The organism is Rhodanobacter sp. UC4438_H5 (assembly GCF_052978405.1).
In genome coordinates this window covers 2084365-2107349 of record NZ_CM129672.1, presented here as the reverse complement: position 1 = coordinate 2107349, position 22985 = coordinate 2084365, and the positions used below count along the sequence as shown (strand labels likewise).

General features: G+C 70.9%; 19 protein-coding genes. 13 read left to right on the top strand and 6 right to left on the bottom strand.

The window, feature by feature from the left end:
- Positions 1 to 102 precede the first annotated feature (102 nt).
- Together ACVCL9_RS09990 and ACVCL9_RS09985 are read right to left on the bottom strand one after the other, a co-directional pair.
- Positions 103 to 1893 (bottom strand): acyl-CoA dehydrogenase C-terminal domain-containing protein, encoded by a 1791-nt coding sequence (locus tag ACVCL9_RS09990; RefSeq protein WP_447098245.1) that lies wholly within the window; start codon positions 1891 to 1893, stop codon positions 103 to 105.
- Positions 1894 to 1915: 22 nt separating this feature from the next.
- Complete coding sequence (locus ACVCL9_RS09985) at positions 1916 to 2407, bottom strand: hypothetical protein (RefSeq protein ID WP_395119977.1); 492 nt, start codon at positions 2405 to 2407, stop codon at positions 1916 to 1918.
- Positions 2408 to 2586: 179 nt separating this feature from the next.
- On the opposite strand from ACVCL9_RS09985, the gene ACVCL9_RS09980 reads away from it, so the two are divergent.
- From ACVCL9_RS09980 to ACVCL9_RS09940, 9 genes are all read left to right on the top strand, one after another.
- On the top strand, positions 2587 to 3054 hold the full coding sequence (locus ACVCL9_RS09980) for an SET domain-containing protein (RefSeq protein WP_447098246.1): 468 nt from the start codon (positions 2587 to 2589) through the stop codon (positions 3052 to 3054).
- Between the two features lie 82 nt (positions 3055 to 3136).
- Positions 3137 to 3655, top strand: a complete 519-nt coding sequence (locus tag ACVCL9_RS09975) for an RDD family protein (protein ID WP_395119975.1) — start codon at positions 3137 to 3139, stop codon at positions 3653 to 3655.
- A 13-nt stretch (positions 3656 to 3668) separates the two neighbouring features.
- A complete protein-coding gene (locus tag ACVCL9_RS09970) occupies positions 3669 to 4349 on the top strand; it encodes an RDD family protein (RefSeq protein ID WP_395119974.1) in 681 nt (226 codons plus the stop codon).
- Positions 4346 to 5323, top strand: coding sequence for a stage II sporulation protein M (locus tag ACVCL9_RS09965; RefSeq protein WP_395119973.1), 978 nt, complete (start codon positions 4346 to 4348; stop codon positions 5321 to 5323). The genes ACVCL9_RS09970 and ACVCL9_RS09965 overlap by 4 nt, the downstream gene beginning before the upstream one ends.
- Positions 5313 to 6845, top strand: coding sequence for a DUF4129 domain-containing protein (locus ACVCL9_RS09960; protein WP_447098247.1), 1533 nt, complete (start codon positions 5313 to 5315; stop codon positions 6843 to 6845). Before ACVCL9_RS09965 ends, ACVCL9_RS09960 begins: the two co-directional genes overlap by 11 nt.
- Positions 6842 to 7957 carry a DUF4350 domain-containing protein gene (locus tag ACVCL9_RS09955; RefSeq protein ID WP_447098248.1) on the top strand — a complete coding sequence of 372 codons (1116 nt, stop codon included), beginning with the start codon at positions 6842 to 6844 and terminating at the stop codon, positions 7955 to 7957. The genes ACVCL9_RS09960 and ACVCL9_RS09955 overlap by 4 nt, the downstream gene beginning before the upstream one ends.
- Entirely contained in the window at positions 7954 to 8952 is a 999-nt protein-coding gene (locus ACVCL9_RS09950) for an AAA family ATPase (RefSeq protein WP_447098249.1), read from the top strand. Before ACVCL9_RS09955 ends, ACVCL9_RS09950 begins: the two co-directional genes overlap by 4 nt.
- Positions 8952 to 10259, top strand: a complete 1308-nt coding sequence (locus ACVCL9_RS09945) for a DUF58 domain-containing protein (protein ID WP_447098250.1) — start codon at positions 8952 to 8954, stop codon at positions 10257 to 10259. Before ACVCL9_RS09950 ends, ACVCL9_RS09945 begins: the two co-directional genes overlap by 1 nt.
- 66 nt (positions 10260 to 10325) lie before the next feature.
- A complete protein-coding gene (locus ACVCL9_RS09940; protein ID WP_447098251.1) occupies positions 10326 to 10703 on the top strand; it encodes a hypothetical protein in 378 nt (125 codons plus the stop codon).
- 147 nt (positions 10704 to 10850) lie between these two features.
- On the opposite strand, the gene ACVCL9_RS09935 is transcribed toward ACVCL9_RS09940, so the two are convergent.
- The 3 genes from ACVCL9_RS09935 to ACVCL9_RS09925 form a co-directional block, all read right to left on the bottom strand.
- Positions 10851 to 11765: a sel1 repeat family protein gene (locus tag ACVCL9_RS09935; protein WP_447098252.1), complete on the bottom strand. Its 915-nt coding sequence runs from the start codon at positions 11763 to 11765 to the stop codon at positions 10851 to 10853.
- Positions 11766 to 11783: 18 nt separating this feature from the next.
- Entirely contained in the window at positions 11784 to 13826 is a 2043-nt protein-coding gene (gene fusA, locus ACVCL9_RS09930) for an elongation factor G (protein ID WP_447098253.1), read from the bottom strand.
- 283 nt (positions 13827 to 14109) lie between these two features.
- Positions 14110 to 14346, bottom strand: a complete 237-nt coding sequence (locus ACVCL9_RS09925; protein ID WP_447110611.1) for a hypothetical protein — start codon at positions 14344 to 14346, stop codon at positions 14110 to 14112.
- Here ACVCL9_RS09925 and ACVCL9_RS09920 point away from each other — a divergent pair.
- Both ACVCL9_RS09920 and ACVCL9_RS09915 read left to right on the top strand, forming a co-directional pair.
- Positions 14341 to 15102 carry a hypothetical protein gene (locus ACVCL9_RS09920; RefSeq protein WP_447110610.1) on the top strand — a complete coding sequence of 254 codons (762 nt, stop codon included), beginning with the start codon at positions 14341 to 14343 and terminating at the stop codon, positions 15100 to 15102. The two genes, ACVCL9_RS09925 and ACVCL9_RS09920, sit on opposite strands and share 6 nt — an antisense overlap.
- Positions 15103 to 15184: 82 nt before the next feature.
- Positions 15185 to 16927: a hypothetical protein gene (locus ACVCL9_RS09915; protein ID WP_447098255.1), complete on the top strand. Its 1743-nt coding sequence runs from the start codon at positions 15185 to 15187 to the stop codon at positions 16925 to 16927.
- Positions 16928 to 17036: 109 nt separating this feature from the next.
- Here ACVCL9_RS09915 and ACVCL9_RS09910 read toward each other — a convergent pair whose 3' ends face one another.
- On the bottom strand, positions 17037 to 18500 hold the full coding sequence (locus ACVCL9_RS09910) for a GTPase (RefSeq protein ID WP_447098256.1): 1464 nt from the start codon (positions 18498 to 18500) through the stop codon (positions 17037 to 17039).
- Between the two features lie 139 nt (positions 18501 to 18639).
- Here ACVCL9_RS09910 and ACVCL9_RS09905 point away from each other — a divergent pair, with 139 nt between their 5' ends.
- Positions 18640 to 19191 carry a YdeI/OmpD-associated family protein gene (locus tag ACVCL9_RS09905; RefSeq protein WP_447098257.1) on the top strand — a complete coding sequence of 184 codons (552 nt, stop codon included), beginning with the start codon at positions 18640 to 18642 and terminating at the stop codon, positions 19189 to 19191.
- A 95-nt stretch (positions 19192 to 19286) separates the two neighbouring features.
- Positions 19287 to 22850 carry a two-component regulator propeller domain-containing protein gene (locus ACVCL9_RS09900; protein WP_447098258.1) on the top strand — a complete coding sequence of 1188 codons (3564 nt, stop codon included), beginning with the start codon at positions 19287 to 19289 and terminating at the stop codon, positions 22848 to 22850.
- The last annotated feature ends 135 nt before the right edge of the window (positions 22851 to 22985 follow it).

Below are 22985 nucleotides of genomic sequence, written 5' to 3'. Positions count from 1 at the left end.
GACATGTGACGTGCCGCACATGGCCGGACTTCGGTCCATGACTGCCCCGAATACGAAAGAGCCCGGCATCGCCGGGCTCTTTCGTGCGGGGGTGCCTGCGGCTCAGTCGATCGCCGGCACGCTGGCCACGCCGGCCTCGATTGCCGCCTGGTGGGCGAGCGTGCGGGGCAGCAGACGGCTGAAGTAGAACGCCGCGGTGTCGCGCTTGGCCTGCTTGAACGCGGCCGACTGCGTACCATTCTCGGCCGCCAGCACGCTGCGCGCCCACAGGTAGGCCAGGGTCACGTAGCCGGAGTAGTACAGGTAATCGGTGGCCGCCGCGCCCAGTTCCTCGGGGTTACCCTGGATGCGCTGGGCCAGTGCCACGGTGAGCTCGCTCCAGTTTCGCGTGGCCACGGCGAGCGGGCCGATGAACGCCTTCAGCGATTCGGTGTCGGCATGCTGCTGGCAGAACGCGCTGATCTCCTCCAGGAAATGCTTGAAGCCCACGCCCTGCAGCTGGAGGATCTTGCGGCCGAGCAGGTCGGCGGCCTGGATGCCGGTGGTGCCCTCGTACAGGGTGATGATGCGCGCGTCGCGCACGAACTGTTCCATCCCGTTCTCGGCGATGTAGCCGTGGCCGCCGTAGATCTGCAGCGCTTCCTTGGTGCACTCCTGCGCCAGCTCGGTGACCATGCCCTTGGCGATCGGGATCAGGAAGGCGACCAGTTCGCCGGCCTTCTGGCGCGCCGCCTCGTCCGTGGCGCGATGCTCGATGTCCGTCTGCAGCGCGGTGTACAGCACCAGCGCACGCGAGCCTTCGACAAAGGCGCGCTGGGTCAGCAGCATGCGCCGCACGTCCGGTTGCACCAGCAGGTTGTCGGCCGGCTTGTCGGGGAATTTCGGCCCGGACAGCGAGCGCGACTGCAGCCGTTCGCGCGCGTAGTTGAGGCTGTTCTGCAACGCGCGCTCGGCCAGGGCCAGTCCCTGCACGCCGACCGACAGCCGCGCCGCATTCATCATGGTGAACATCGCCATCAGCCCCTTGTGCGGCTTGCCGATCAGGTAGCCCTCGGCGCCGTCGAAGTTCATCACGCAGGTGGAGCAGGCGTGGATGCCCATCTTGTGCTCGATCGCTCCGGCCGCGACGCTGTTGCGTTCGCCCGGCTTGCCGTCCGCGTCGAGCTTGAACTTCGGCACGATGAACATCGAGATGCCGCGGCTGCCTTCCGGTGCATCAGGCAGGCGCGCCAGCACCAGGTGCACGATGTTCTCGGTGAGGTCGTGCTCGCCGGCGCTGATGAAGATCTTGGTGCCGCTGATTTTCCAGGTCGGCCGGCCGTTGGCGTCGGCCTCGCCCGGTACCGCGCGCGTCTTCAGCAGGCCCAGGTCGGAGCCCGCCTGCGGTTCGGTCAGGCACATCGTGCCGGTCCAGCGGCCGGCCACGATCGGCTTCATGTACAGCTCGCGCTGCCATTCCTCGCCGTGCTGTTGCAGCGCATGCGTGGCGCCTTCGGACAACAGCGGGTACAGGCTCCAGGCGAGGTTGCCGGACTGGAAAATCTCCGTGGTGGCGGTGCCGAGCACGCCGGGCAGGGCCTGTCCGCCGTACTGCTCGGGGTTGGTCAAGCCGGTCCAGCCACCTTCGGCGAACTGCCGGAACGCCTCCTTGAACGAGGCCGGCGTGGTGACCTTGCCGGTGGCCTTGTCGAACTGGCAGCCCTCGGCGTCCGCCGGTGCATTGGTCGGCGCGAGCAACTGCTCGCTCAGGCGACCGGCTTCTTCCAGCACGGCGTCGAGCAGGTCGCGGCCATGCGCCTCGCCGCCCTGCAGCGAGGTGAGAACCGGCTCGGCGTCCAGCACATCGAACAGGGCGAAGCGCAGGTCGTCGAGGGGGGCCTTGTAAGCGGTCATGGGAACTCCTGATGCAGGCGGTTTAACGGAAGGTGTGTGCGATGCCCGGCACGGCCGAAATCCAGTCCTTGCCGCTGAAGTCGAAGGCGCGCGCCTTGCTCTCCTGCTCGGGCTTGGCGGTCGCGGTGCCGCTGATCGAATAGGCCAGCGACGCGGCGCTGCCCTTGTCGGCGATGGCCTCCAGTGCGCGGCTCATCGCGGCGGTGGGCCATACCTTGAGCTGCACCACGTCGCCGGCAAGTTGCGGGATGGCCAGCTCGAACGTGTCGTGCAGGCGCACCGGCGCCAGCGCGGCGACCTGCAACTGGCCGTCCAGCGACTGGAAGTCCATCCCGGCGTAGCTGTTGTTCTGGATGCGCACGCTCAGCTGCCACTGCCCGTTGGACAGCACCTGCAACTGCTGGATGCTCACCGTGGGCGGGAACACGCTTTTCTTCGCCGGGCCGCAGGCGGCCAGGCCAAACGCCAGCACGGCGAGCAGGAACGGGGCAACGACCCAGCGCAACGGACGCATCGCAGTTCTCCAAACGATCGTTTGAATCCTGACTCTAACCGCGATCGGGGTGTCCGCGCCAGTCGACCGGGCAGGCCGTCGTCGCGGCTCGCGCCGGGGATCGCGGTGGTGCCGAGGTTTCGCGATGGCGCGCGAACAGGCATCATCGTCGGCTTGCCTTCCAGTCCGGGTACTGCAGCATGTCACGACGTTTCATTGCCCGCCGCTCGCCGATCCACGGCAACGGCGTATTCGCCACCGCGCCGATCGCCCGCGGCGAGGAGATCATCGAATACAAGGGCAAGCTGCTCACGCCGGACGAGGCCGATACGCTGTACGGGGACGGTGGTGAAACCGGGCATACCTTCTTGTTCACGCTCAACGAGAAGTACGTGATCGACGCCAACCAGCGCGGCAACACCGCGCGCTGGATCAACCACAGCTGCGCGCCGAACTGCCGCGCCGTGGTCGAGGAAAGCGCCAGCGGCGACCCGCGCCGGGACAAGGTGAAGATCGAGGCGATCCGCCACATCAAGCCCGGCGATGAGCTCACCTACGACTACGGCATCGTGCTTGACGTGCCGCACACCGCGCGGCTGAAGAAGCTGTGGCAGTGCCTGTGCGGCGCGCCGAAATGCACCGGCACGTTGCTCAAGCCCAAGCGGTAGCCGCGTTCCGGACAACGCTTTTATACTCGCCGCAGTTGCCGGCCGGGGGGAGCGGCAACATGGACAGTGACGGGGGAATGCGATGGAAGCCAATCCTTATGCCGCGCCCGAGGCAACGGTCGACGATGTGCGCGCGTGGGATGCGCAGGGCCTGGAGGAACGCAAGGCCAGCCGCGGCAAGCGCCTGGCGGCGGCGCTGCTCGACGGGGTGATCAACCTGGTCTGGGCCCTCCCGGTGTTGTGGGGCGCCATGATGGCAGTCGGCGTCGGCAAGGGGATCAAGCCGGCCGCGCCGATGATCGGCGTGCTGCTGCTGGGTTTCGCCCTGCTGGTGGCGATCTTCGTGGTCAACTGCGTCATGCTGCATCGGAGTGGCCAGACCATCGGCAAGCGCATGCTGGACATCGCCATCGTGCGTACCGATGGCAGTCGCATGGGCCTGTTGCGTTATCTCTTCATCCGCGTGCTGCCGGTGGCGCTGCTCGGCGTGATTCCCTACATCGGCCGGCTGGCGACGCTGATCGATCCGCTGCTGATCTTCGGCAACGAGCGCCGCTGCCTGCACGACCTGATCGCCGATACCATCGTCGTCGACGCCTGATGATCGGCACTCGATGATCGATACCGTCCGCGAGATCGAGACCGCCGAAGGCATCTCGCTGCGCCTGCGCGCCGCCGGAGCGTTGCCGCGGGCGCAGGCGTGGGTGCTCGACCTGCTGTTGCGCGGTGTCTTCTTCTTGGTGGCGATGATCCCGCTGTCGATCTTCGGCGTGGCCGGCAACGGCCTGGCGATGCTGCTGCTGTTCGCGCTGATGTGGGCGTATGGGGTGGTCTGCGAGGTCTGGATGGACGGCCAGACGCCGGGCAAGCGCGCGCTCGGCCTGCGCGTGGTGCATGCCGACGGCACGCCGGTGACCTGGCTGCCGTCGGTGGTGCGCAACCTGCTGCGCGTGGTGGACATCCTGCCCGGCGTCTATGGCGTGGGCCTGGTCAGCACCCTGGTCGATCCGCACGCGCGCCGGCTCGGCGACATCGTGGCCGGCACCATGGTGGTGCATGCGCGCGAACTGCCGCCTGGCCAGCAGGTACCGGCGGTGTCCGCGCTGCCGCTGCCGCTGGCCTTGTCCGCCGACGAACAGGCCGCGCTGGTCGACTATGCCGAGCGCGCCGGCCAGCTCACCGTGCAGCGCCAGGAGGAACTGGCCAACCTGCTGACCCCGCTGACCGGCCTGCGCGACACCGCGGCAATCCGGCAACTGGTGGCGCACGTGAACTGGCTGCTGGGGCGCGCATGAAACAGGAACGCTTCGTGGCCTTGCACGGCAAGACCTGGGATCGCCTGCAATCCTGGCTGCATGCGCTGGACCGCCAGCCGCGACGCACGCTGCGGCAGGAGCAGGCGCTGGATTTCCCCGCCGAATACCGGCGCGTCTGCCACCACCTGGCGCTGGCCCGCGGCCGCGGCTACAGCCACGAGGTGACCGACCGGCTGCAGCAACTCGTGCAGCATGGCCACCGCGTGCTGTACCGGCCGCCGCCGCCGCGCTGGCATCGGGTGGCGATGTTTCTGCTGGCCGGTTTCCCGCGGCTGGTCCGCGCGCAGTGGCGCTGCATGGCGCTGGCGGCGGTGCTGTTCTACGTGCCGGCGCTGTGCCTGCTGGTGCTGCTGCAACTGCGCCCGGAGCTGGCGCACACGCTGTTCAGCAGCGCCCAGCTGGCGCAGTTCGAGAAGATGTACGACCCGGCCAATCCGCACATCGGCCGCAGCAGCGGCACCGATCTGCAGATGTTCGGCTTCTACGTGATGAACAACGTCGGCATCGCGTTTCGCACGTTCGCCTCGGGGCTGGTGTTCGGCGTCGGCGCGGTCTACGTGCTGGGCGCCAACGGCGTGCTGATCGGCGGCATCGCCGGCCATCTCACCGCGATCGGCTACGGCGGCCCGTTCTGGCGCTTCGTGGCGGGGCATTCGCCGTTCGAGCTCACCGCGCTGGTGATCGCCGGTGGCGCCGGCCTGCATCTGGGCCTGACCTTGCTGGCGCCGGGCCGGCAGCGCCGCGGACCGGCGCTGGTCGCGGCCGGCTGGGTCGGCGCGCAACTGGCGCTGGGCGCATTCGCGATGCTGCTGGTGGCGGCGTTCATCGAGGCGTACTGGTCCTCCATCGCCAGCCTGCCCGATCCGCTGCGCTTCGGCGTGGCCGGCGTGCTGTGGGTGCTGGTGCTGGCTTGGCTGTGGCGCGGCGGCAGGGCGGTGCGGCATGGAGCTTGAACGCATCGGCGTGGTGTTGCGGCCCAGGGTGACGCGCGAGGCGCTGGATCTCGGCGCGGCGATGTTGCGCGCGCATGCGCGGCCGGTCTGGTCGGCGTGGTTCGCCTTCACCCTGCCGCTGTTCGTGTTGTGCAACGGGCTCGGTGTCGCGCTCGGCTGGCCGTGGCTGGGCTGGGGGCTGATGTGGTGGCTGAAGCCGCTGTTCGATCGGCTGCCGCTGTACGTGTTGTCGCGGGCGGTGTTCGATCAGGCGCCGGGCTGGCGCCAGACCCTGCGCGGCCAGGCGCGCTGGCCGTGGCGACGGACGCTGGCGGCGCTGACCTGGTTGCGCATCGACAGCAACCGCGCGCTGCGCCTGCCGCTCGATCTGCTCGAAGGCAGCACGCGGGCGCAGCGTTCGGCACGCTGGAAAGTGCTGCGTCGGCGCCTGGTGGGGGAAACCAGCCTGCTCACCTATTTCTGCCTGCTGTTCGAGCTGGTGCTGTTCCTCAGCGTGTGGTTGTTCGCGTTGCTGCTGATCCCGCACGAATGGCGGCCGCAATCGCTGATCGAGCTGGTGCGCGGCGACACGCAGGTGATCCCCACCGCGTGGGTGCTGGCCGGCGCCGGCGTGGCCTATCTGGCGATGAGCGTGATCGAACCGCTCTACGTCGCCTGCGGCTTTGCGCTGTATCTCAACCGGCGCACGCAACTGGAGGCGTGGGACATCGACCTGGCCTTCCGGCGCCTGCGCGCGCGGCTGCAGGGCACCGCGCTGCTGGCGGTTGCGTTGCTGTGCTTCGGCGCATGGACACCTCCCGTGCAGGCGCAGGCGACGGCCGAGGTGCACGCCGCGGCGGTCGACAAGCCCGCCAGCGTGTCGCTGGACGCGTTGTTCGGCGCGCGCGCGGAGGCACCCGAGCCGGGCTTGGCGCAAGCGGCCGCGCGGGCTTATCGCGACCCGCGCTTCGGCGGTGAACACACGGTGCGGCGCTGGCAGCTCAAGTACAAGCCGGAACCGGCCGCGACGTCGATCAATCCGCTGTTCCCCTGGCTCGGACACTTGCTGGGCGGGTTCTTCCAGCTGCTGTTGTGGCTGCTGCTGATCGGCGTGCTCGGCGGCCTGGTCTGGCTGGGCTGGCGCTGGCGCGGGCGCTGGCTGCTGCGGGATGAGGAGGTCGCGCCGGCGCTGTCGCCGCCGATATCGTCGATCGTCGACGCGCCAGCCGCGTTGCCCGCCGACCTGGCCGGCGCGGCACGCGCGCTGTGGCAGGCACAGCGCCGGCGCGAGGCACTGGCGCTGCTCTATCGCGGCTGCGTCGAGCAGACCGCGCGCGAGCTGCGGCAGCCGCCCGCAGCGGATGCGACCGAGGCGCACTGGCTGCGCCAGGCGCGCGCCATCGACGATCCGCAGCGCAGCCGCCGCGTGGTCGAGATCGTGCGCACCTGGCAGTTCGCTGCCTACGCCGGGCGCTATCCCGACGACGCCACCGTCGAGCAACTGCTCGCCGGCTGGCCGGCGCAGCCCGGGGCGTCGACATGAACCGCAAGACGCTGCTGATCGCCGCCCTGGTCGCGGCCGCGCTGGCGCTGCTGGTCGCCGGGTTCTTCGCCACCTTCGAGCGCAAGGACGTCACCGAGACGATCCCGCCGCACGGCGCGGCGCGCAGCAACCGCTTCCTCGCGCTGGAACTGATGCTGCATGAGCTGCAGCTGCCGGTGCAGTCGCTGACCACATTGAGTGCGGCGCGATTGCCGTTGCGCCATGGCGACACGGTGCTGCTGGGCGAAAATGCCGGCCGCGTCGATGCCGCCGATGCGGCACGGCTGGTGGCATGGGTGCGCGGCGGCGGCCACCTGCTGCTGTCGCCGGGAGCGGCCAGCGTGGCGCACACGCCGCTGTTCGATGCGCTCGGCGTGCTCGATTCGCGCGCCGCCTCGTTCGAGTGCGCGGCCCTGCACGGCGCGACGGCGAGCAAGCGCGACGACGTCGCCCTGTGCGGCTCGCGCTTCCGGCTGCGGCCGGGCGTCATCGGGAAACTCGACGCGGCGATCGGCACGCCGCACGACGGCTATCTGTACGCGCGCATGCCGCTGGGGCAGGGCACGGTCAGCGTGCTGGCCAATTTTGCCCCGCTGGCGCACACCGCGCTGAAGCAGGCCGCGGCGCAGGAGTTTGCCTGGAACCTGCTGCAGCCCAATCGCGGCCGCGGCACGATCTACCTGGTCTACGCGCTGGACGGTCCGCCCTTCCTCCAATTCATGGCGATCAAGGGCTGGCCCGCGCTGCTCGCGCTGGCGTTGCTGCTGGCCGCGTGGATGGCGATGCGCAGCGCACGGCTCGGGCCATTGCTGCCGGCTCCGCCCGCGCACCGCCGCGCCCTGCTTGAACACGTGCAGGCCGCCGGCGAGTTCATCTATCGCCGCGACGGCGGTCGCAGCCTGCACGCGCTGGCCTGCCAGGCCGTGCTGGCGCGCCTGCGTCGCCGCGATCCGGCCTGCGCGATGCTGCACGGCGAGGCGCTGTACGCGCGCCTGGCCGAGCGCAGCGCGCTGGACGCCGCGCGCATCGCGCAGGCCTTCCAGTCACCGGCGAACGCGCAGGCGTTTCGCGTTTCCATCCTCACCCTGGCCCGACTCAGGAATCGTCCATGACCCTCGACACGCTCGCCGCGCCGGCCTTGCCGCCGCCTTCCACCGCCGAACTCGGCGACCACGTGCGCGCGTTGCGCGAGCAGGTCGGGCGCGCCTTCATCGGCCAGGCCGAGGTGTTCGACCAGGTGTTGCTGGCGCTGCTGGCGACCGGCCACGTGCTGATCGAGGGCGTGCCCGGGCTGGGCAAGACGCTGCTGGTGCGCGCGCTGGCCGCGTCGGTCGGCTGCACCTTCGGCCGCGTGCAGTTCACTCCCGACCTGATGCCGGCCGACGTCACCGGCCACGCGATCTACGACCCCAAGACCGAACGTTTCCAGATCCGCCGCGGCCCGGTATTCGCCAACCTGCTGCTGGCCGACGAGATCAACCGCGCGCCGGCCAAGACCCAGGCCGCGTTGCTCGAATCGATGCAGGAGGGGCAGGTGACCATCGAGGGTCGTCGCTTCGCGCTGCCGGCACCGTTCATGGTGGTGGCCACGCAGAACCCGATCGAGCAGGAGGGCACCTACCCGCTGCCCGAGGCGCAGCTGGACCGCTTCCTGATCAAGGTGGTGATCGGCTATCCGGGGCTGGAGGACGAGCGGCGCATGGTCTCGCGCGTGATCGACGGCAAGGTTGCCGCCGACCTCGACGTGTCGCAGGTGCAGCCGGTGCTGAGCCAGGCGCAGTTGCTGGCGGTGCAGCGGGCGGTGGCGTCGATCCGCATGGATGCCGCGGTCACCGACTACGCGGTGCGCATTGCGCGCACCACGCGCGAATGGCCGGGCGTGATCGGCGGCGCCGGTCCGCGCGGCGGCCTGGCGCTGGCGCGGCTGGCGCGCGCGCAGGCAGCAGTCGACGGCCGCGATTTCGTCACCCCGGACGACGTGCGCGCGGTGGCGTTGCCGGCCTTGCGCCATCGCCTGCTGCTGGCGCCGGAGGCGCTGCTCGAACGCCAGCGCCCCGACGACGTGCTCAAGACGCTGCTGCACAAGGTGCCGGCACCGCGACAGTGATGAGGCCTGCGCCCGCGCTGCTGTGGCTGCTGCTCGGCTGGACCGTGCTCGGCGTGCTGGCCAGCCTCGGCTGGCTGCCGCTGGCGGCGTGGCTGGCCGGCGGCGGTGCGCTTGCGCTGCTGGCGCTCGTCGATGGTTGGCGCCTGCGCCGGATGCCGTCGCCCGAGGTGTCGCGCGAGCTGGCGCCGGTGCTGCCGCTGGGGCCGGAGGCGCGGATCGGCCTGCGCGTGCGCGGCACCACGCGGCGCGCGCAGAAGTTGCGCCTGCACGACCTGCATCCGGGCGGCTGGGCGGTGCGCGGCATGCCGCGCACGCTGCTGCTGCCGGCGGGCGGCGACGTGCGACTCGAGTACGCGGTCACGCCCGACGCACGCGGCCAGTTCGCCTTCGACGGCTGCCACGTGCAATTGCATTCGCCGTGGCGTTGCTGGTCGGTGCGCCGCGTGCTCGGCGCCGCGTCGACGGTGCGTGTGTATCCGAACTTCGCCGCGCTGGTCGAGCTGGCGGGCTTGAGCGTGGAACTTGCCTCGCGCAGCGTCGGCGCGCGGCTGCAACGGCGTCGCGGCGAAGGCACCGAGTTCCAGGAGCTGCGCGACTACCGCGTCGGCGACAGCCTGCGCAAGATCGACTGGAAGGCCACCGCGCGCAGCAGCCGGCTGATCTCGCGCGAGTACCGCGACGAGCGCAACCAGCAGGTGGTGCTGATGCTCGACTGCGGTCGCCGCCTGCTGGCGCAGGATGATCGCCGGGTGCATTTCGACCACGTGCTGAACGCCTCGCTGGCACTGGCCAGCATCGCGCTGCGCCAGGGCGATGCGGTCGGCCTGCTGGCCTGCACCGGCCAGCAGCAACGCTGGTTGCCGCCGCAACAGGGCAGCGGCGGCATGGACATGCTGCTCGGCGCCGGCTACGACCTGCACGCGATGCCGCTGGCCACCGACTACCTCGCCGCTGCCAGCGCCCTGCAGGCGCACCAGCAACGTCGCGCGCTGGTGGTGCTGATCACCAACGTGCGCGACGAGGACGACGCCGAACTGCGCGCCGCGGTGAGCATGCTGTCCCGGCGTCACCTGGTGATGCTGGTCAGCCTGCGCGAACTGGCCCTCGACCACGCCGCCGCCGACCCCGGCGACGAACTGGAAGGCAGCATCCGCAGCGCCGCCGCCATGCACTATCTGGCCGATCGCGAACGCACCCACGAAGCGCTGCGTCGCGAAGGCATCAACACGCTGGACGTGAGCTGCGGCGAACTGTCCGGTGCGCTGATCGAGCGCTACCTGGCGATCAAGCGGGGGAATCGGCTGTAGGGGAAATCCCGGCGCGTTGCGCTTGTCGCCGGGCAAATGTCGTTCAAAACCGATCAGGGGGAAATCATGGAAAATCCGTACCAGAGTCCCGGTGCCGTGCTGGAGGTTCGCGAAAAGCGCAGCGCGTCGCTGGACGATGTCGCTTCCGGCCAGAAGCTGGTGATCTACGCCATCCTGCTGTACTTCCTCGCCGCCGCGCTGCGCGCCGCGGTCGGCCCGATCGCCTTGCTCGCCCTGCTGGTCTGCCTGGGGATGTCCTGGACCGGCATCTACAAGATCGCCCGCGGCCTGGACTACCCCGTCTGGGGGCGCATCGTGCTGCTGGTGCTGATGCTCGTCCCGCTGGTCGGCCTGCTCGTGCTGGTCATGCTGAGTTCCCGGGCCACCTCGCGGCTGCGCCAGGCCGGTTACGCGGTGGGGCTGCTCGGGGCCAGGGATTACTAGGCTGCCGGTTGGCGCGGAACCCCACGGGTTCGGCGTCACGCGTGCCAAGACGGCATGGTTCGACCTGGGCTGTCCTCCAGGCGCGCGCTGAAAGGCGCGCGCCATCGGGCAGTGACAGTCATACCGGAGCGGCTTCGGGCGACCCACTCAGTGGGAGTGATCGCTTGCACCCGGTGCGGTGGACGGCGGCGGGTCCGCCTTGATCATCTTGCCGACGGTCACCGTGCCGAACCATTGCGCGTCCCGCGCGGCGAAATAACGGTTTGGGTCCAGCAGCGACGGGTCGTACCTGCCGCATCCTTCGCGGGGAATCTCCACGCCGCCGAGGACGAGACGGTTGCCGCCGCAGCGGGTCGGATTGTCGGCGTTCAACCCCATGACCTTGACGCCGGAGTCGTGGCCCAGGTGCGACCCCGTCAGCGAGTTCCTGGCCGAGATCAGGGCCAGCTTCATCCTCGGCTTGGCCACGGCGTCGCCGAACTCGGCCATCAACGCGGCCAGCATCGTGTTCGCCTGCGTGCGTTGTGCGGGTGCCAGCGCGGCGCAGATCCGGTCGCGCGCGTTGACGTAGGAAGGGTAGCCACGCTCGGCGGCCAGCGTGATCCAGGCGCAGGCACTGGCCCGGTCCTTCCTCACGCCCCGGCCGTTGAGATACATCATCGCGATGCTGAGCTGGGACATCTTGTCGGCGTAGCGCGAACCGATCCGGAAGTACTTCATGGCGCCCTGGTAGTCGCCCTCGAACAGGCGCCGCATGCCGGCAAACTGGCCGAAGAGATCCGGGTGTCCCTGGGTGGAGGCGTCGTCCATGGCGCGCAGGGTGCGCTCGATGTCAGGCGTCTGCCGTGGCGGTGGCGTCGGTGGCGGCGCGTCCGCGGGCGCGACATGGGTCGAAGCCGGCCGTGCGTTGGAGCCGTCGGCCGACTGACCCGCCAGGCAAAGGGTGGAGACGCATGCCAGCAGCAGGCATGTCGGAACGAGCAACAGTGGCTTCATCAGCAATTCCCTTGGCTGGTGGTGAACTGGATAGTGCTCCGGCATCGTAGCGTGGCGCGCCGGCAAGAGGCCACCCGATGCACTTCAATCCTCCTCCGCGCGCGGCTTCCAAGCCTCTCCCAACTGCTTCTGCACGGTGGCGGGGGCGGCTTCGTAGTGGCTCAGGTCGAGGCTGTAGCGGCCACGGCCGCCGGTCATGGATTTCAGTTCGGTGGGGTAATCGATCAGTTCGGCCAGCGGGGCCTGCGCCTTGATCACCAGCTCGCCGCCACGCTGCGCATCGGTGCCCAGGATGCGCGCGCGCTTGCCGGCGAGGCTGCCGGTGACGTCGCCGACGTGGCGCTCGGGGATCGCCACCTCGACGTTGACGATCGGCTCCAGCAGCACGGGATGCGCCTTGGCCACGGCGTCGAGGAAGGCTTTCTTGCCGGCGCTGATGAAGGCCACCTCCTTGGAGTCGACCGAGTGGTACTTGCCGTCGTAGACCGTGACGCGCAGGTCCTGCAGCGGGTAGCCGGCCACCACGCCGCGCTCCATCGCCTGGCGCACGCCTTTCTCGATCGCCGGCAGGAACTGGCCGGGGATCACGCCGCCCTTGATCGCGTCGACGAATTCGAAGCCGGCGCCGCGATCGAGCGGCTCGATGCGCAGGAACACCTCGCCGAACTGGCCGGCGCCGCCGGTCTGCTTCTTGTGCCGGTGGTGGCCTTCGGCGAGGGCGGCGATGGTTTCGCGATACGCGATGCGTGGCGGGCGCGTCTCCACTTCCACGCCGTAGCGTTCGCGCATGCGCTCGAGCATCACCTTCAGGTGCAGCTCGGAGAGCCCGCGCACCACGGTCTCGTTGAGTTCCTTGTGGTGCTCGACGCGAAAGCAGGGATCTTCCTCGGCCAGGCGCGCCAGCGCGTTGGAGAGCTTCTGCTCCTGGCCCTTGTGCCGCGGCTCCAGCGCCAGGCCGACCATCGGCGTGGGGAACCGCGGTGGCGCCAGCGCCATGCGATCGTCGTCGTGCGAATCGTGCAGCACCGCGTCGTAGTGGATTTCCTCGACCTTGGCCACCGCGGCGATGTCGCCGGGGATCGCCGCCTCGATCTCCACGTGGTTCTTGCCCTGCAGGCGGAACAGGTGGCCGACCTTGAACGGCTTGCGGCCGTCGTCGACCAGCAGCTGGCTGTCGCGCCGCACGGTGCCCTGCCACACGCGGAACACGCCCAGCTTGCCCACGAACGGGTCGTTGATGATCTTGAACACGTCGGCGATCACGTGCGCCTGCGGGTCGGCGCTCACCCGCAGCGGCAGGCCGTCGCCGCGCACGAAGGGCGGAGGGTTGCCCTCGGCCGGATTCGGCAGCAGCCGCGCGGCGACGTCGAGCAGTTCCTTCACCCCGGCACCGGTGCGCGCGCTGGTGAAGCAGATCGGCACCAGGTGGCCTTCGCGCAGGCATTGCTCGAAGGCGTCGTGCAATTGCTGCGCGCCCAGCGCCTGCTCGCCCTCGTCCAGGTAGCGGCCCATCAGTGCCTCGTTGACCTCCACCACCTGGTCGATGATCTGCTGGTGCGCCACGGCCAGCGAGGAGAAATCGGTGGCGCCGTCGTCGTGGAAGAAGCAATCCAGCACGCGGTTGCCGCGTTGCGCCGGCAGGTTCACCGGCAGGCACTGGCTGCCGAATTCCTCGCGCAGCGCGTCGACCAGGGCGGCGAGGTCGGCGCCGTCGAAGTCGATCTTGTTGATCACCAGCATGCGCGCCAGGCCGCGCTCGTGGGCGTGCATCATCATGCGGCGCGTGCCGTGCTCGATGCCGTTGATCGCGTTGACCACGATCGCCACGCTCTCCACCGCAGCCAGCGCGGACAGCGTGCCGCCGCGGAAATCGGCGTAGCCGGCGGTGTCGATCAGGTTGATGCGGCAGTCGCCGTGCTCGACCTGGGCGATGCTGCTGTCGATGGAATGGGCGCGCGATTGTTCCTGCGCGTCGGTATCCGACACGGTATTGCCGCGCTCGACGGTGCCGATGGACTGGATCGCCCCGCCGGCATGCAGCAAGGCCTCGAACAGCGTGGTCTTGCCGGCGCCGGCGTGACCGGCGAGCGCGATGTTGCGGATATGTTCCGTGACGAGTTCGGACACGATGCGACCCTCCTCATGCTAAGGGCGCAGCCTCGTGGCATGAACGGCACCGCCCGAGGCCGCGCGGGGCGGCTGGAAAAGCGGGCCGTCATGGTCGTCCTGCGCGATGCGGCGGCGAGGGCGGTCATGGCGGGGGATCGGCGCGGGGCGTCGATCGGCCTAGCCTTGTGCCATGCGCAAGTGGGGTCAAGCTGCACTGCGGGGAACCGCGCGGCGCCGGCGGCTGTCTGTCCCAGGTGTCGCGCGCCCCGGCGACGCGATCGTCACGCCGGTCTAGCGGGGTTCAATCGCCTTCGGCCATGCTGCGACCGCCCACCGATTTCCACGAGGCACCGCCATCGCCGTTGCGCCGCAGCCCCAGCCAGCCACGCCCGAGCCGCCCGAACCCGAGCGGCGCGAGCTCGTGCCCGCGGCTGGCGACTGGCGTGCGCGGGCCACGCGACAGCGGCATCGCTGGCACGAGCCGCCGGTCGAGCGGGCCACGCATCGCTGGACGCTCGCCGCGGTACTGCTGTTGCATGCGTTGTTCGCGCTGGTGGCGTGGTACGGCACGCGCCCGCCGGTACCGCACGAGGAGGCGCCACCCGAGCAGTTCCTGCAGATCCGCCTGATCGAGGACACACCTGCAAGCCACGCGCCGCCGCCGCTGGCCTTGCCGCCCGCGCCGCCCGCCGCACCGCCGCCGACGCGGGCACGGCCGGAGCCGCCGGCCAAGGGCGCCATGGTGGTGCAGGCCCCGCCGCTGCGGTTGTACGACGAGCATGGCCAGCCACTGCTGCCGCCGGCGCCTGTTTCCAGTGCGCCGGTGCCCGGCTACGTGCAACGCATGCCGCAGGGCGATACGCAGGTCATGCGTCACGACAGCCCGGTCAAGTACAAGCCCACCCGCTTCGCGGACGACTGGGACAAGGGCGGCAGCTCCGTCGACAGCGCGCTGCAGAAGCTGGTGGACAAGACCACGAAGAAAACGACGATCCACCTGCCCGGCGGCATCCGCATCCACTGCGCCGTGTCGCTGGCGATGCTCGCCGGTGGTTGCGGTGGCGACCCGCCGCCGCCACCGTCGGCGAAAAGTGGCGACATGCGCCTCAACATGGCGCCGGCCAGCACGCCCGACGGTCGCACGCACGGTTTCACCCCGCCCGGCGTGGAGGCCTGCATCGCGATGTATCGCGCCGGCAAGCCGCTGGCGCAAGGCTGTCCGGTGGATACGCCCGACCGCGCAGTGGACGAGGAGTTGCGCGAGCGCAAGGCAGCGCGCGGCGCCGGCCGCTGATGGCCCCCGCTACACTGGCCGCATGCCCGCGCCGTCCCCGGATTCCGTCCCACCCCGTCGTGCCGCCAACCCCGCGCGAGTCTTGCTGGACTCGCCGCTGGCGGCGGCCACGCGCGGCCGCGTCTATCATCTGCGTCGGCACGCGCCGCCGCCGTCGCGGGGTCGTCGCGCGCTGGCCTTCCTCGGCACCTTGCTGGTGCATCTGCTGTGCCTGTTCGCGTTCGTGCTCGGCCCGGCCTACGAACCCACCGTGCTGCCGGACCATTCGCGCGAACCGCTGCTGCAGGTGCGCCTGATCGAGCCACCCGAACCGCCGCCACCGCCGCCGGTGCATGGCACGCCACCGAAGCAGCGCGGGCCGCGCCAGCAGGGTCGGCAGCATCCCGCACCGCGCGTCGAACCGAGCGCCAATGCCGTCGCGCTGACGGCCGCCGCCACCCCCGCGAAGCCGGCGAAAGCCGCGCCGGTCGCCGCGCCGCAGCCGCCAGTGAGCCTGCCGGCGCCGACGCCGCTGCCGCTACCCAAACCGGCGGCACCGGCGGTGCCGGCGCCTCCCTTGGCGCTGACCCTGCCGGCGCCGGTGGCTCCCGCGCTGCCGGCGCCCCAGCCCGAGCCGCAACGTCCGCCGCAGGCCGAAGGCAATCGCCCGATCCTGCCGCCGACCGCGCTGGCCTTGCCCCAGGCGAGCGTGCCTGCGGTCGCCGCACCGCCCGCGATCACGCTGCAAGTCGCGGCGCCGACCACGCTGGCCGCGCTCAGCGAAGCGCCGGAACCCGCGCCAGCGCCACCGCAACTGCCGCGTCCGCAGCCGCAAACGCTGGTGCCCCCCACGCCGATCGCGCCGCCCGCCCCGCGCCTGGTGCCGCAGCTGACCCAACCCGCGCAACTGGCCGAAGCCGTGCCGGCCGAGGTTGTCGCGCCCCCGCGCGCGCTGGCACCGACCCAGCTGGACCTGCAGCGCTCCGCACCGGCGCCGGCGATGACGCCAGCGACCCTGCGCCCGGTGTTGCAGGCACCGACCGCCGTGGCCGCGATCACGCCTCCGCCCGCCGCCTCCGCACTGCCGCTGCCGGCCACCGCCGAGGTCAGCCGCGCGCCGGAGGCCTCGCCGCAAGGCAGCGACACCGCCACGGTCGGCGAGCCGGCCGGCGCCACCAGCGTCGCGCCGCCGTCGGCACCTGCGCCAGCGGTTCGTGCCGCCGCCAGTACCGGCAGCCAGCACGCGCCCTCGCTGGCCGCGGGCAAGCTCGGCGGCGATCGACCCGGCGCAGCGCAAGGCGGGGAGCACGGCGCGGTGGGCGACTACGTGCAGCTGAAGCCGAGCGGCGATACCGAAATCATGCGTCACCGCACGCCTGACGTCGGCTACCGGCCCACCCGCTTCGAGCAGGACTGGACGCCCGAGGACGAAAGCTCGGTCGACACCGCGCTGCGCCGCGCGGTGGAAAAGACCACGGTCAAGCACACCTTCCACCTGCCGCGCGGCGTGCGGGTGGAGTGCGCGGTGAAACCACTGCTGCCGATCGCGCTGTTCGGCTGCCGCAACCCCGACCCGCCGCCGGCACCGGTCGCCGCCAGCGCGTATGCGCCATTGCACCTGGCGCCTGCCGCCCCGCTGGCGCCGCCCGCGGCCGCCAGCACGCCGGCACCGGCGACCTCCGCGCCGATGGTGAAGTTCGACAACGCCGCCGAATGCGCTGCCGCCCGCGTCGCCGGCGGCCCGTTGCCGCCGGGCTGCGCGTCGGAATTGCCGCCCGCCACGCCAGTGCGATTGCCGGCCCCGGCTTCCAGTTCGTGGGTGCCGGCGAGCGATCAGTTTCATTAGGCCGGGATTCGGCAGCGGCAACGGCGGGGGAGGGCGGGCACTGCCCGCCGCCTTCCGTGACACGAAACAAGAGCCGGCGGGCGGTGCCCGCCCTACCAGTGAGCACGGGTTACTCCACGCGCGGTTCGCGCAGCGTGTCCATCGTCAACGTCGCCAGTTGTTTCAGGCGCGTGCCGCCGGCATCGGCGAGCAGGGTCTTCAGCCGCGCGTCGGCATCGTCCTGGTCCAGCGTCTGCCGCTCGGCCAGCGAGGCGGCCAGGGCGCGGCCCATCGAGTCGAAGATCAGCGCGTAGGCGAACGCGTGCAGCACGCCGCCGCCCAGCGTGCCCAGACCGGGGAACGCCTTCAGTGCATTGCCGGCAACCGCCAGCACGATCGAGCTGCCGGTGCGCAGGGTCAGCCTGGCCTGGCGCACGAAATCCTCGATCTGCACGTCGCTGAGCCCGACGCCGTACAGCTCGGCCAGCGCCCGCGTGAGCCCGGTGGCGAGCACGCCCTGGATCACCAGGTCGCTGCCTGGCGCCACCGCCGCCATCGCACCGACGATCGCGCGGCGGGCGTACTGGCGCACGATGCGCTCTGCGGTTTCGGCGCGGGTCTGCGCCTCCAGCGTGCCGGTGCGCTGGTGCAGGCCGGCGAGCACGGCCTGCTCGCGACGCGGCTCCAGTCCCTCGGCACCGGGAGCGATGAGGCGGGTGAGTGCGCGCAGCAGCGGTTGGATCGCCGGCTTGCGCTGGCGTTCGACCGATTCGGTGCTGCCGTCGGCGAGCCGGCGCTGGTATCGCTCGCTGCCGCCGGCGCTGATCGCCACCACCGCGCTGGCGATGCCGCGCGATTGCGCGCGCAGCTTGTCCAGCAGCTGCGCCAGCTCCGGCTCGCCCCACTGGTCGGCCTTGTTCAACACCAGCAGCAGCGGCTTGCCGAAATCGGCGAGCCAGCGCAGTTCGTCGACCTGGCTGCGGGTGAGGTCGCCGGCACACAGGTAGATCACCGCGTGGGCGCGCAGGGCTTCTTCGCGTGCCTCGCGTTCGCGCGCTTCGCCGCCACTCTCGCGGCTGCCGGGTACGTCGGCGAGTACCAGGCTGCGGCCGTCGGGCAAGGTGCTGTCGTAGTGACCGACCGCGCGCGTGGTGCCGCCGCGCGCCTCGCTGGCCAGTGTGGCCTGCGGCGCCAGCGCACGGATCAGGCTGGACTTGCCGGTGGAGATCTCGCCGAACAGCGCGACGTACAGGCGCGCGCCGAGCCGGCGCTGGTCGAGTTCGCCCAGCTCGGTGGCGAGCGCGCCGGTGTCGGCGCCGTGTTCGCGCAACTTGTCGATGCGCTGCTCCAGGCTGGCGCGGTCGGGCACCGGCAGGGGTCGGCGCCGGCGGCGCGGACGCAGCAGCCACCACAGCACGGCCAGGCCGGCGGCGGCGAAGATCGCCAGCACCAGGCCCAGCGTCCACTGCAACGGCGCCGGCAAGGCGAGGAAGCGCTGGGCCAGCGCGAGGAAACGTTCCGCCGCGGCAAACAGCAGCCACAGCAGTGCGGCTATGGCCAGGGCGGCGAACAGCAGGCGTAGGCGTCGGGACATCCGGCGATTGTAGGGGCTCGCGCACCGCACACGCCCATGGCCGATGGCCCTTTCGCCGCGCCACGGCATGCGCGGTACGATCCCCGCGTTGCCTTGCCCCCAGGCGTGCGGCAAGCCCCTTCCCCGAGGACGATGCGACATGAGCAAGGCCGACACCACCTCCCGCTTCACGGCGAAAGTGCTGCGCCCGGCGATGCCCGACGATGCCGCATGGGCCTTCGTGCTGTTGCCGCGACCGGTGAGCGAGAAGCTGCCGCGCCGTGGGCGCACCACGGTCGACGCCAGCATCAACGGCCACCGCTTCCAGGCGACGCTGGAGCCGGATGGCCAGTTGAGCCACTGGCTGAAACTGGACAGCCGCCTGCTCAAGACCGTCCGTGCGCAAGCGGGCGACACCGTGGCGCTGGAGATCGCGCCGGTGAAGCATGAGCCGGAACCCGCGCTGCCGGCCGACCTGCGCCAGGCGCTGGACGATGCGCCCACCGCCGCCCGCGCCGGCTGGGACGCCACCACCACGATCGCGCGCGTGGACTGGATCCACTGGATCGTCTCGGCCAAGCAGGCAAAGACCCGCACGCAGCGCGTCGCCGCCGCCTGCGACATGCTCGCCGCCGGCAAGCGGCGCGTGTGCTGTTTCGATCCGTCGGGTTTCTACAGCAAGGCGTTGGCGGCGCCCGACGCGGCCGAATGACGCACGACGCGTGAAACGCATCGCTCCGGGCCGGCGCGATGCTCGCCGCCACGGACCCGATTTGGCATGATGGGGCGGATCAGGGGAATCTGCGCATGCTTGCATCGCTCATGTTGGGTGCGGTTCTGGCGGTGGCCACGCCGGGGTCCGCGGCCGCCGGCGGTGCCAGCACGACAATGCCGGCCGCCGGCGCGAGCATGCCGGCGACGCCGCAGTTCCGTCGTTATGGCGTGGCCGACGGCGTGCCCAGCGGTTCGATCTACGCGGTGGCGCAGGATCATCGCGGCATGATGTGGTTCGGTGCCGATGGCGGCCTGGTGCGCTTCGACGGCGTCACGTTCAAGGTGTTCCGGCATGCCAGCGGCGATCCGCTGTCGCTGCCGAGCAACCAGATCTACACCCTGTTCGTGGACAAGGCGGACCGCATCTGGGCCGGCGGCGTCTCGGCGGGACTGACCGTCTACGACCAGGACGGCGGGCGCTTTCGCCACTGGGTGCACGCAGCGGACGATCCGCACAGCCTCAGCAACGACGAAGTGTGGAGCATCGCGCAGACCCCCGATGGCCAGATCTGGGTGGGCACCCAGGGCGGCCTCGACCGCATGCGCCGCGACGAGAGAGGTTTCGAACCCGTGCGGCTCGATGCCGGCAGCGGGCAGGCGGCCCCGTTCGGCGCCATCCGCGCCTTGCTGGCCGACCACGAGGGGCGGTTGTGGATCGGCAGTGAGCATGGTCTCTACGTGCGCTCGACCGACGGCAAGGTGCGCCGCGTGGCGGTCGACCCCGCGTTCGCCGGCGACGTCGGCGCGGTGTGGCGCATCGAGGGCGATGGCGACGAGATCCGCGTGGCGGTCAGCGGTGGCCTGCTGGTGGTCGGCGCCGACGGCGTGGCGCGGCCGCTGGCAAATCGGCAACTGGCCAACACGCGCATCCTGAGCAGCGTGCGCGACAGCCAAGGGCGGTTGTGGCTGGGCAGCCTCGACGGCGTCTGGCTCGAATCGGAACAGGGCCCGCTGCAGCACATCACCGGCGCGCCGCTGTTGCCCGGCGGCCTGCCCAGCGATCGGCTGTGGCAGATTTTCCGCGATCGCGAAGGCGGCCTGTGGTTCACCTTCGACCAGTCCAGCATCGCGTACCTGCCGCCGAGCTGGAATGGTTTCGCGCGTTTCACGCATATCCCGGACGATGCCGACAGCCTGTCCAACACCGCAGCGCTGTCGGTGCTGACCGGGCGCGACCACGAGCTGTTGGTGGGCGGCTACAACGGCTGGGTCGACAAGCTGGATACGGCGACCGGCGAGGTCAGCCACGTGCTGCGCGGCCTGCACGGCAACCTCACCTCGCTGGCGGAGGATGCGCGCGGCCGCCTGTGGATCACCGGGCCCGGGCGCATCTACCGCTACGACCACGGCAAGCTGCTGACGCTGGGCGCCGAGCAGACGCACATGAAACGGCCGCTCGCGCTGGTCGCCGGCATGGACGGCCATATCTACGGGGCGTCGTGGGGCGAGGGCGTGTTCGCGATCGACCCCGACACGCTGGCGTCGACGCCGCTGCTGCCGGCCGATGCGCCCGACGGCGCGCGCTTCTTCGACCAGTTGCGGGCGCACGACGGGGCGGTCTGGTACGCCAGCATGGCCGGGCTGATGCGCAGCGAAGGGCCCGGACAGCCGCTGGCGTTCGTGCCGGGCGTATCGCGGCGGGAGATCTACAGTTTCGCGTTCGATGACGACGGTTTCTGGATCGCCACCGAAACCGCGCTGGAGCATTACCGCCTGGCGGACGGGCGCGCCACGCGCGACGACAGCGTCGACATCAGCCGGATGGGGCTGATCGCGGACCTGCGCACCATGCTGGTCGATCGGCAGGGGCAACTGTGGTTGTTCAGCAGCCCGGGCCTGCGCCGCTTCAACCCGCTGACCCACACGTTCACCCAGTTCGGTGCGGCGCAGGGCCTGAGCAATGGAGAGTTCACCAACGGCTCGGCGGTGGTCGCTGCCGACGGCACCATGCTTGCCGCCAGCAGCGGCGGCGTCACCGCGTTCCAGCCGGCCGAACTGGCGCGGCTGGAACGGCCCGGCCCGCTGCCGCTGCTGTCGCTCACCCAGGTCAGCGTGCGCCGCGACGGCAAGACCGTCGCGCTGTCGCCGGAGCAGCCGGTGCACCTGGGCTGGCGCGATCGCGACTTGCGCGTGGAGGCGCGCATGTCGTCCTACGTGGACCCGGCAGCGAACCGCTACTTCTTCCACATGGGCGGTTTCGACAGCGGCTGGGTGAGCACCGGCAACCAGGGCCAGCGCGAGTTCGTCGGGCTCGGCGCCGGCAGTTATACGCTGGAAGTGCACGGCCATGGCGCCGACGGCCAGTGGGGCAAGGCGCGGCCGCTGCTGGTCACGGTGCAGGCGCCGCCGTGGCTGCGCTGGTGGGCATGGCTGGGTTACCTGTTGCTGGTGGCAGCCGTGGTCGCGCTGGCGTTGCGTGGCTGGCGCCGGCGGCTGGCGCAGCGCCACCAGATCCAGCTGGCCGAGCAGCAGCGGCAGATGGCCGAGGCGGCCAGCGCAGCCAAGACCCAGTTCCTGGCCACCCTGAGCCACGAGATACGCACGCCGATGACCGGCGTGATGGGCATGGCCGAATTGCTGTTGAGCACGTCGCTCGATCCGCTGCAGCATGACTACACCCGGGCGATGCAACGTTCCGGCGACATGCTGCTGAAACTGCTCAACGACGCGCTCGACCTGGCCCGCATCGAGGCCGGCAAGCTGGAGCTGGAGCCGGCGCCGTTCAGCCCGCGCCAGTTGCTGGAGGACGTGACGCAGCTGGAGCAGGGGCTGGCGCACGCGCGCGGTATCCGCTTCGTGCTGGAGGTGGCCGATGACCTCCCCGCACAGGTCGTCGGCGATGCGGTGCGCATCAAGCAGGTGCTGCTGAACCTGGCCAACAACGCGCTCAAGTTCACCGAACGCGGCCACGTGACCTTGCGCGGCGAACGCACCGCCGACGGTTTGCAGTTCGGCGTCAGCGACACCGGGCCGGGCATTCCCGAGGCGAGCCAGGCGCGCTTGTTCCAGCGCTTCGAGCAGGCCGACGGCCCGCAGCGTGCGGCGGGCAGCGGCCTGGGCCTGGCGATCTGCCGGGAGCTGGTGGACATGATGGGCGGCAGCATCGAGCTGGAATCGCGCGTGGGCCACGGCAGCACCTTCCGCGTGCGCCTGCCGCTGGCCGAACCGGCCGAGCCGGCGCCACTGGCGGCACCGCTCGCCGCCGGCGGCAGCCATCACCTGCTGCTGGTGGAAGACGACACCATCGTGGCGGCGGTCATCCGCGGCCTGCTCGAACGCGAAGGCCATCACGTGGTGCACGTGATCAACGGGCTGGCCGCGCTGGCCGAGCTGGCCCACGCCAGCTTCGACGCGGTGCTGCTGGACCTGGACCTGCCCGGCGTCGACGGCTTCCAGATCGCGCGGCTGATCCGCCAGCGCGAACCGGACGCCCGCCACGTGCCGATCATCGCGGTCACCGCCCGCTCCGGCGGCCGCGACGAGGCGCGCGCCCGCGAAGCGGGCATGGACGGCTTCCTGCGCAAGCCGGTCAGCGGCGAACAACTGGCTGGTGCGCTGGCCCGGGTCATCGCCTCGGCGAGCGATGCCACGGCCTGAGCCGCGGACGGGCGCCTGTGCTCGCGCTGGCAGGAAGGCTTTGGCATCATGGCCGCTACGGGACAGGCTGCCGCCATGGCGCGTCGCTCGCATGCAACGCGGTGCTGGCCGGCATGGAAGCCCGAAGGGGACGAC

Coding starts and splice junctions, on each gene's coding strand:
- ACVCL9_RS09990 (WP_447098245.1), bottom strand. CDS start 1,893: ATGACCGCTTACAAGGCCCCCCTCGACGACCTGCGCTTCGCCCTGTTC.
- ACVCL9_RS09985 (WP_395119977.1), bottom strand. CDS start 2,407: ATGCGTCCGTTGCGCTGGGTCGTTGCCCCGTTCCTGCTCGCCGTGCTG.
- ACVCL9_RS09980 (WP_447098246.1), top strand. CDS start 2,587: ATGTCACGACGTTTCATTGCCCGCCGCTCGCCGATCCACGGCAACGGC.
- ACVCL9_RS09975 (WP_395119975.1), top strand. CDS start 3,137: ATGGAAGCCAATCCTTATGCCGCGCCCGAGGCAACGGTCGACGATGTG.
- ACVCL9_RS09970 (WP_395119974.1), top strand. CDS start 3,669: ATGATCGATACCGTCCGCGAGATCGAGACCGCCGAAGGCATCTCGCTG.
- ACVCL9_RS09965 (WP_395119973.1), top strand. CDS start 4,346: ATGAAACAGGAACGCTTCGTGGCCTTGCACGGCAAGACCTGGGATCGC.
- ACVCL9_RS09960 (WP_447098247.1), top strand. CDS start 5,313: ATGGAGCTTGAACGCATCGGCGTGGTGTTGCGGCCCAGGGTGACGCGC.
- ACVCL9_RS09955 (WP_447098248.1), top strand. CDS start 6,842: ATGAACCGCAAGACGCTGCTGATCGCCGCCCTGGTCGCGGCCGCGCTG.
- ACVCL9_RS09950 (WP_447098249.1), top strand. CDS start 7,954: ATGACCCTCGACACGCTCGCCGCGCCGGCCTTGCCGCCGCCTTCCACC.
- ACVCL9_RS09945 (WP_447098250.1), top strand. CDS start 8,952: ATGAGGCCTGCGCCCGCGCTGCTGTGGCTGCTGCTCGGCTGGACCGTG.
- ACVCL9_RS09940 (WP_447098251.1), top strand. CDS start 10,326: ATGGAAAATCCGTACCAGAGTCCCGGTGCCGTGCTGGAGGTTCGCGAA.
- ACVCL9_RS09925 (WP_447110611.1), bottom strand. CDS start 14,346: ATGCAACAGCAGTACCGCGGCGAGCGTCCAGCGATGCGTGGCCCGCTC.
- ACVCL9_RS09910 (WP_447098256.1), bottom strand. CDS start 18,500: ATGTCCCGACGCCTACGCCTGCTGTTCGCCGCCCTGGCCATAGCCGCA.
- ACVCL9_RS09905 (WP_447098257.1), top strand. CDS start 18,640: ATGAGCAAGGCCGACACCACCTCCCGCTTCACGGCGAAAGTGCTGCGC.
- ACVCL9_RS09900 (WP_447098258.1), top strand. CDS start 19,287: ATGCTTGCATCGCTCATGTTGGGTGCGGTTCTGGCGGTGGCCACGCCG.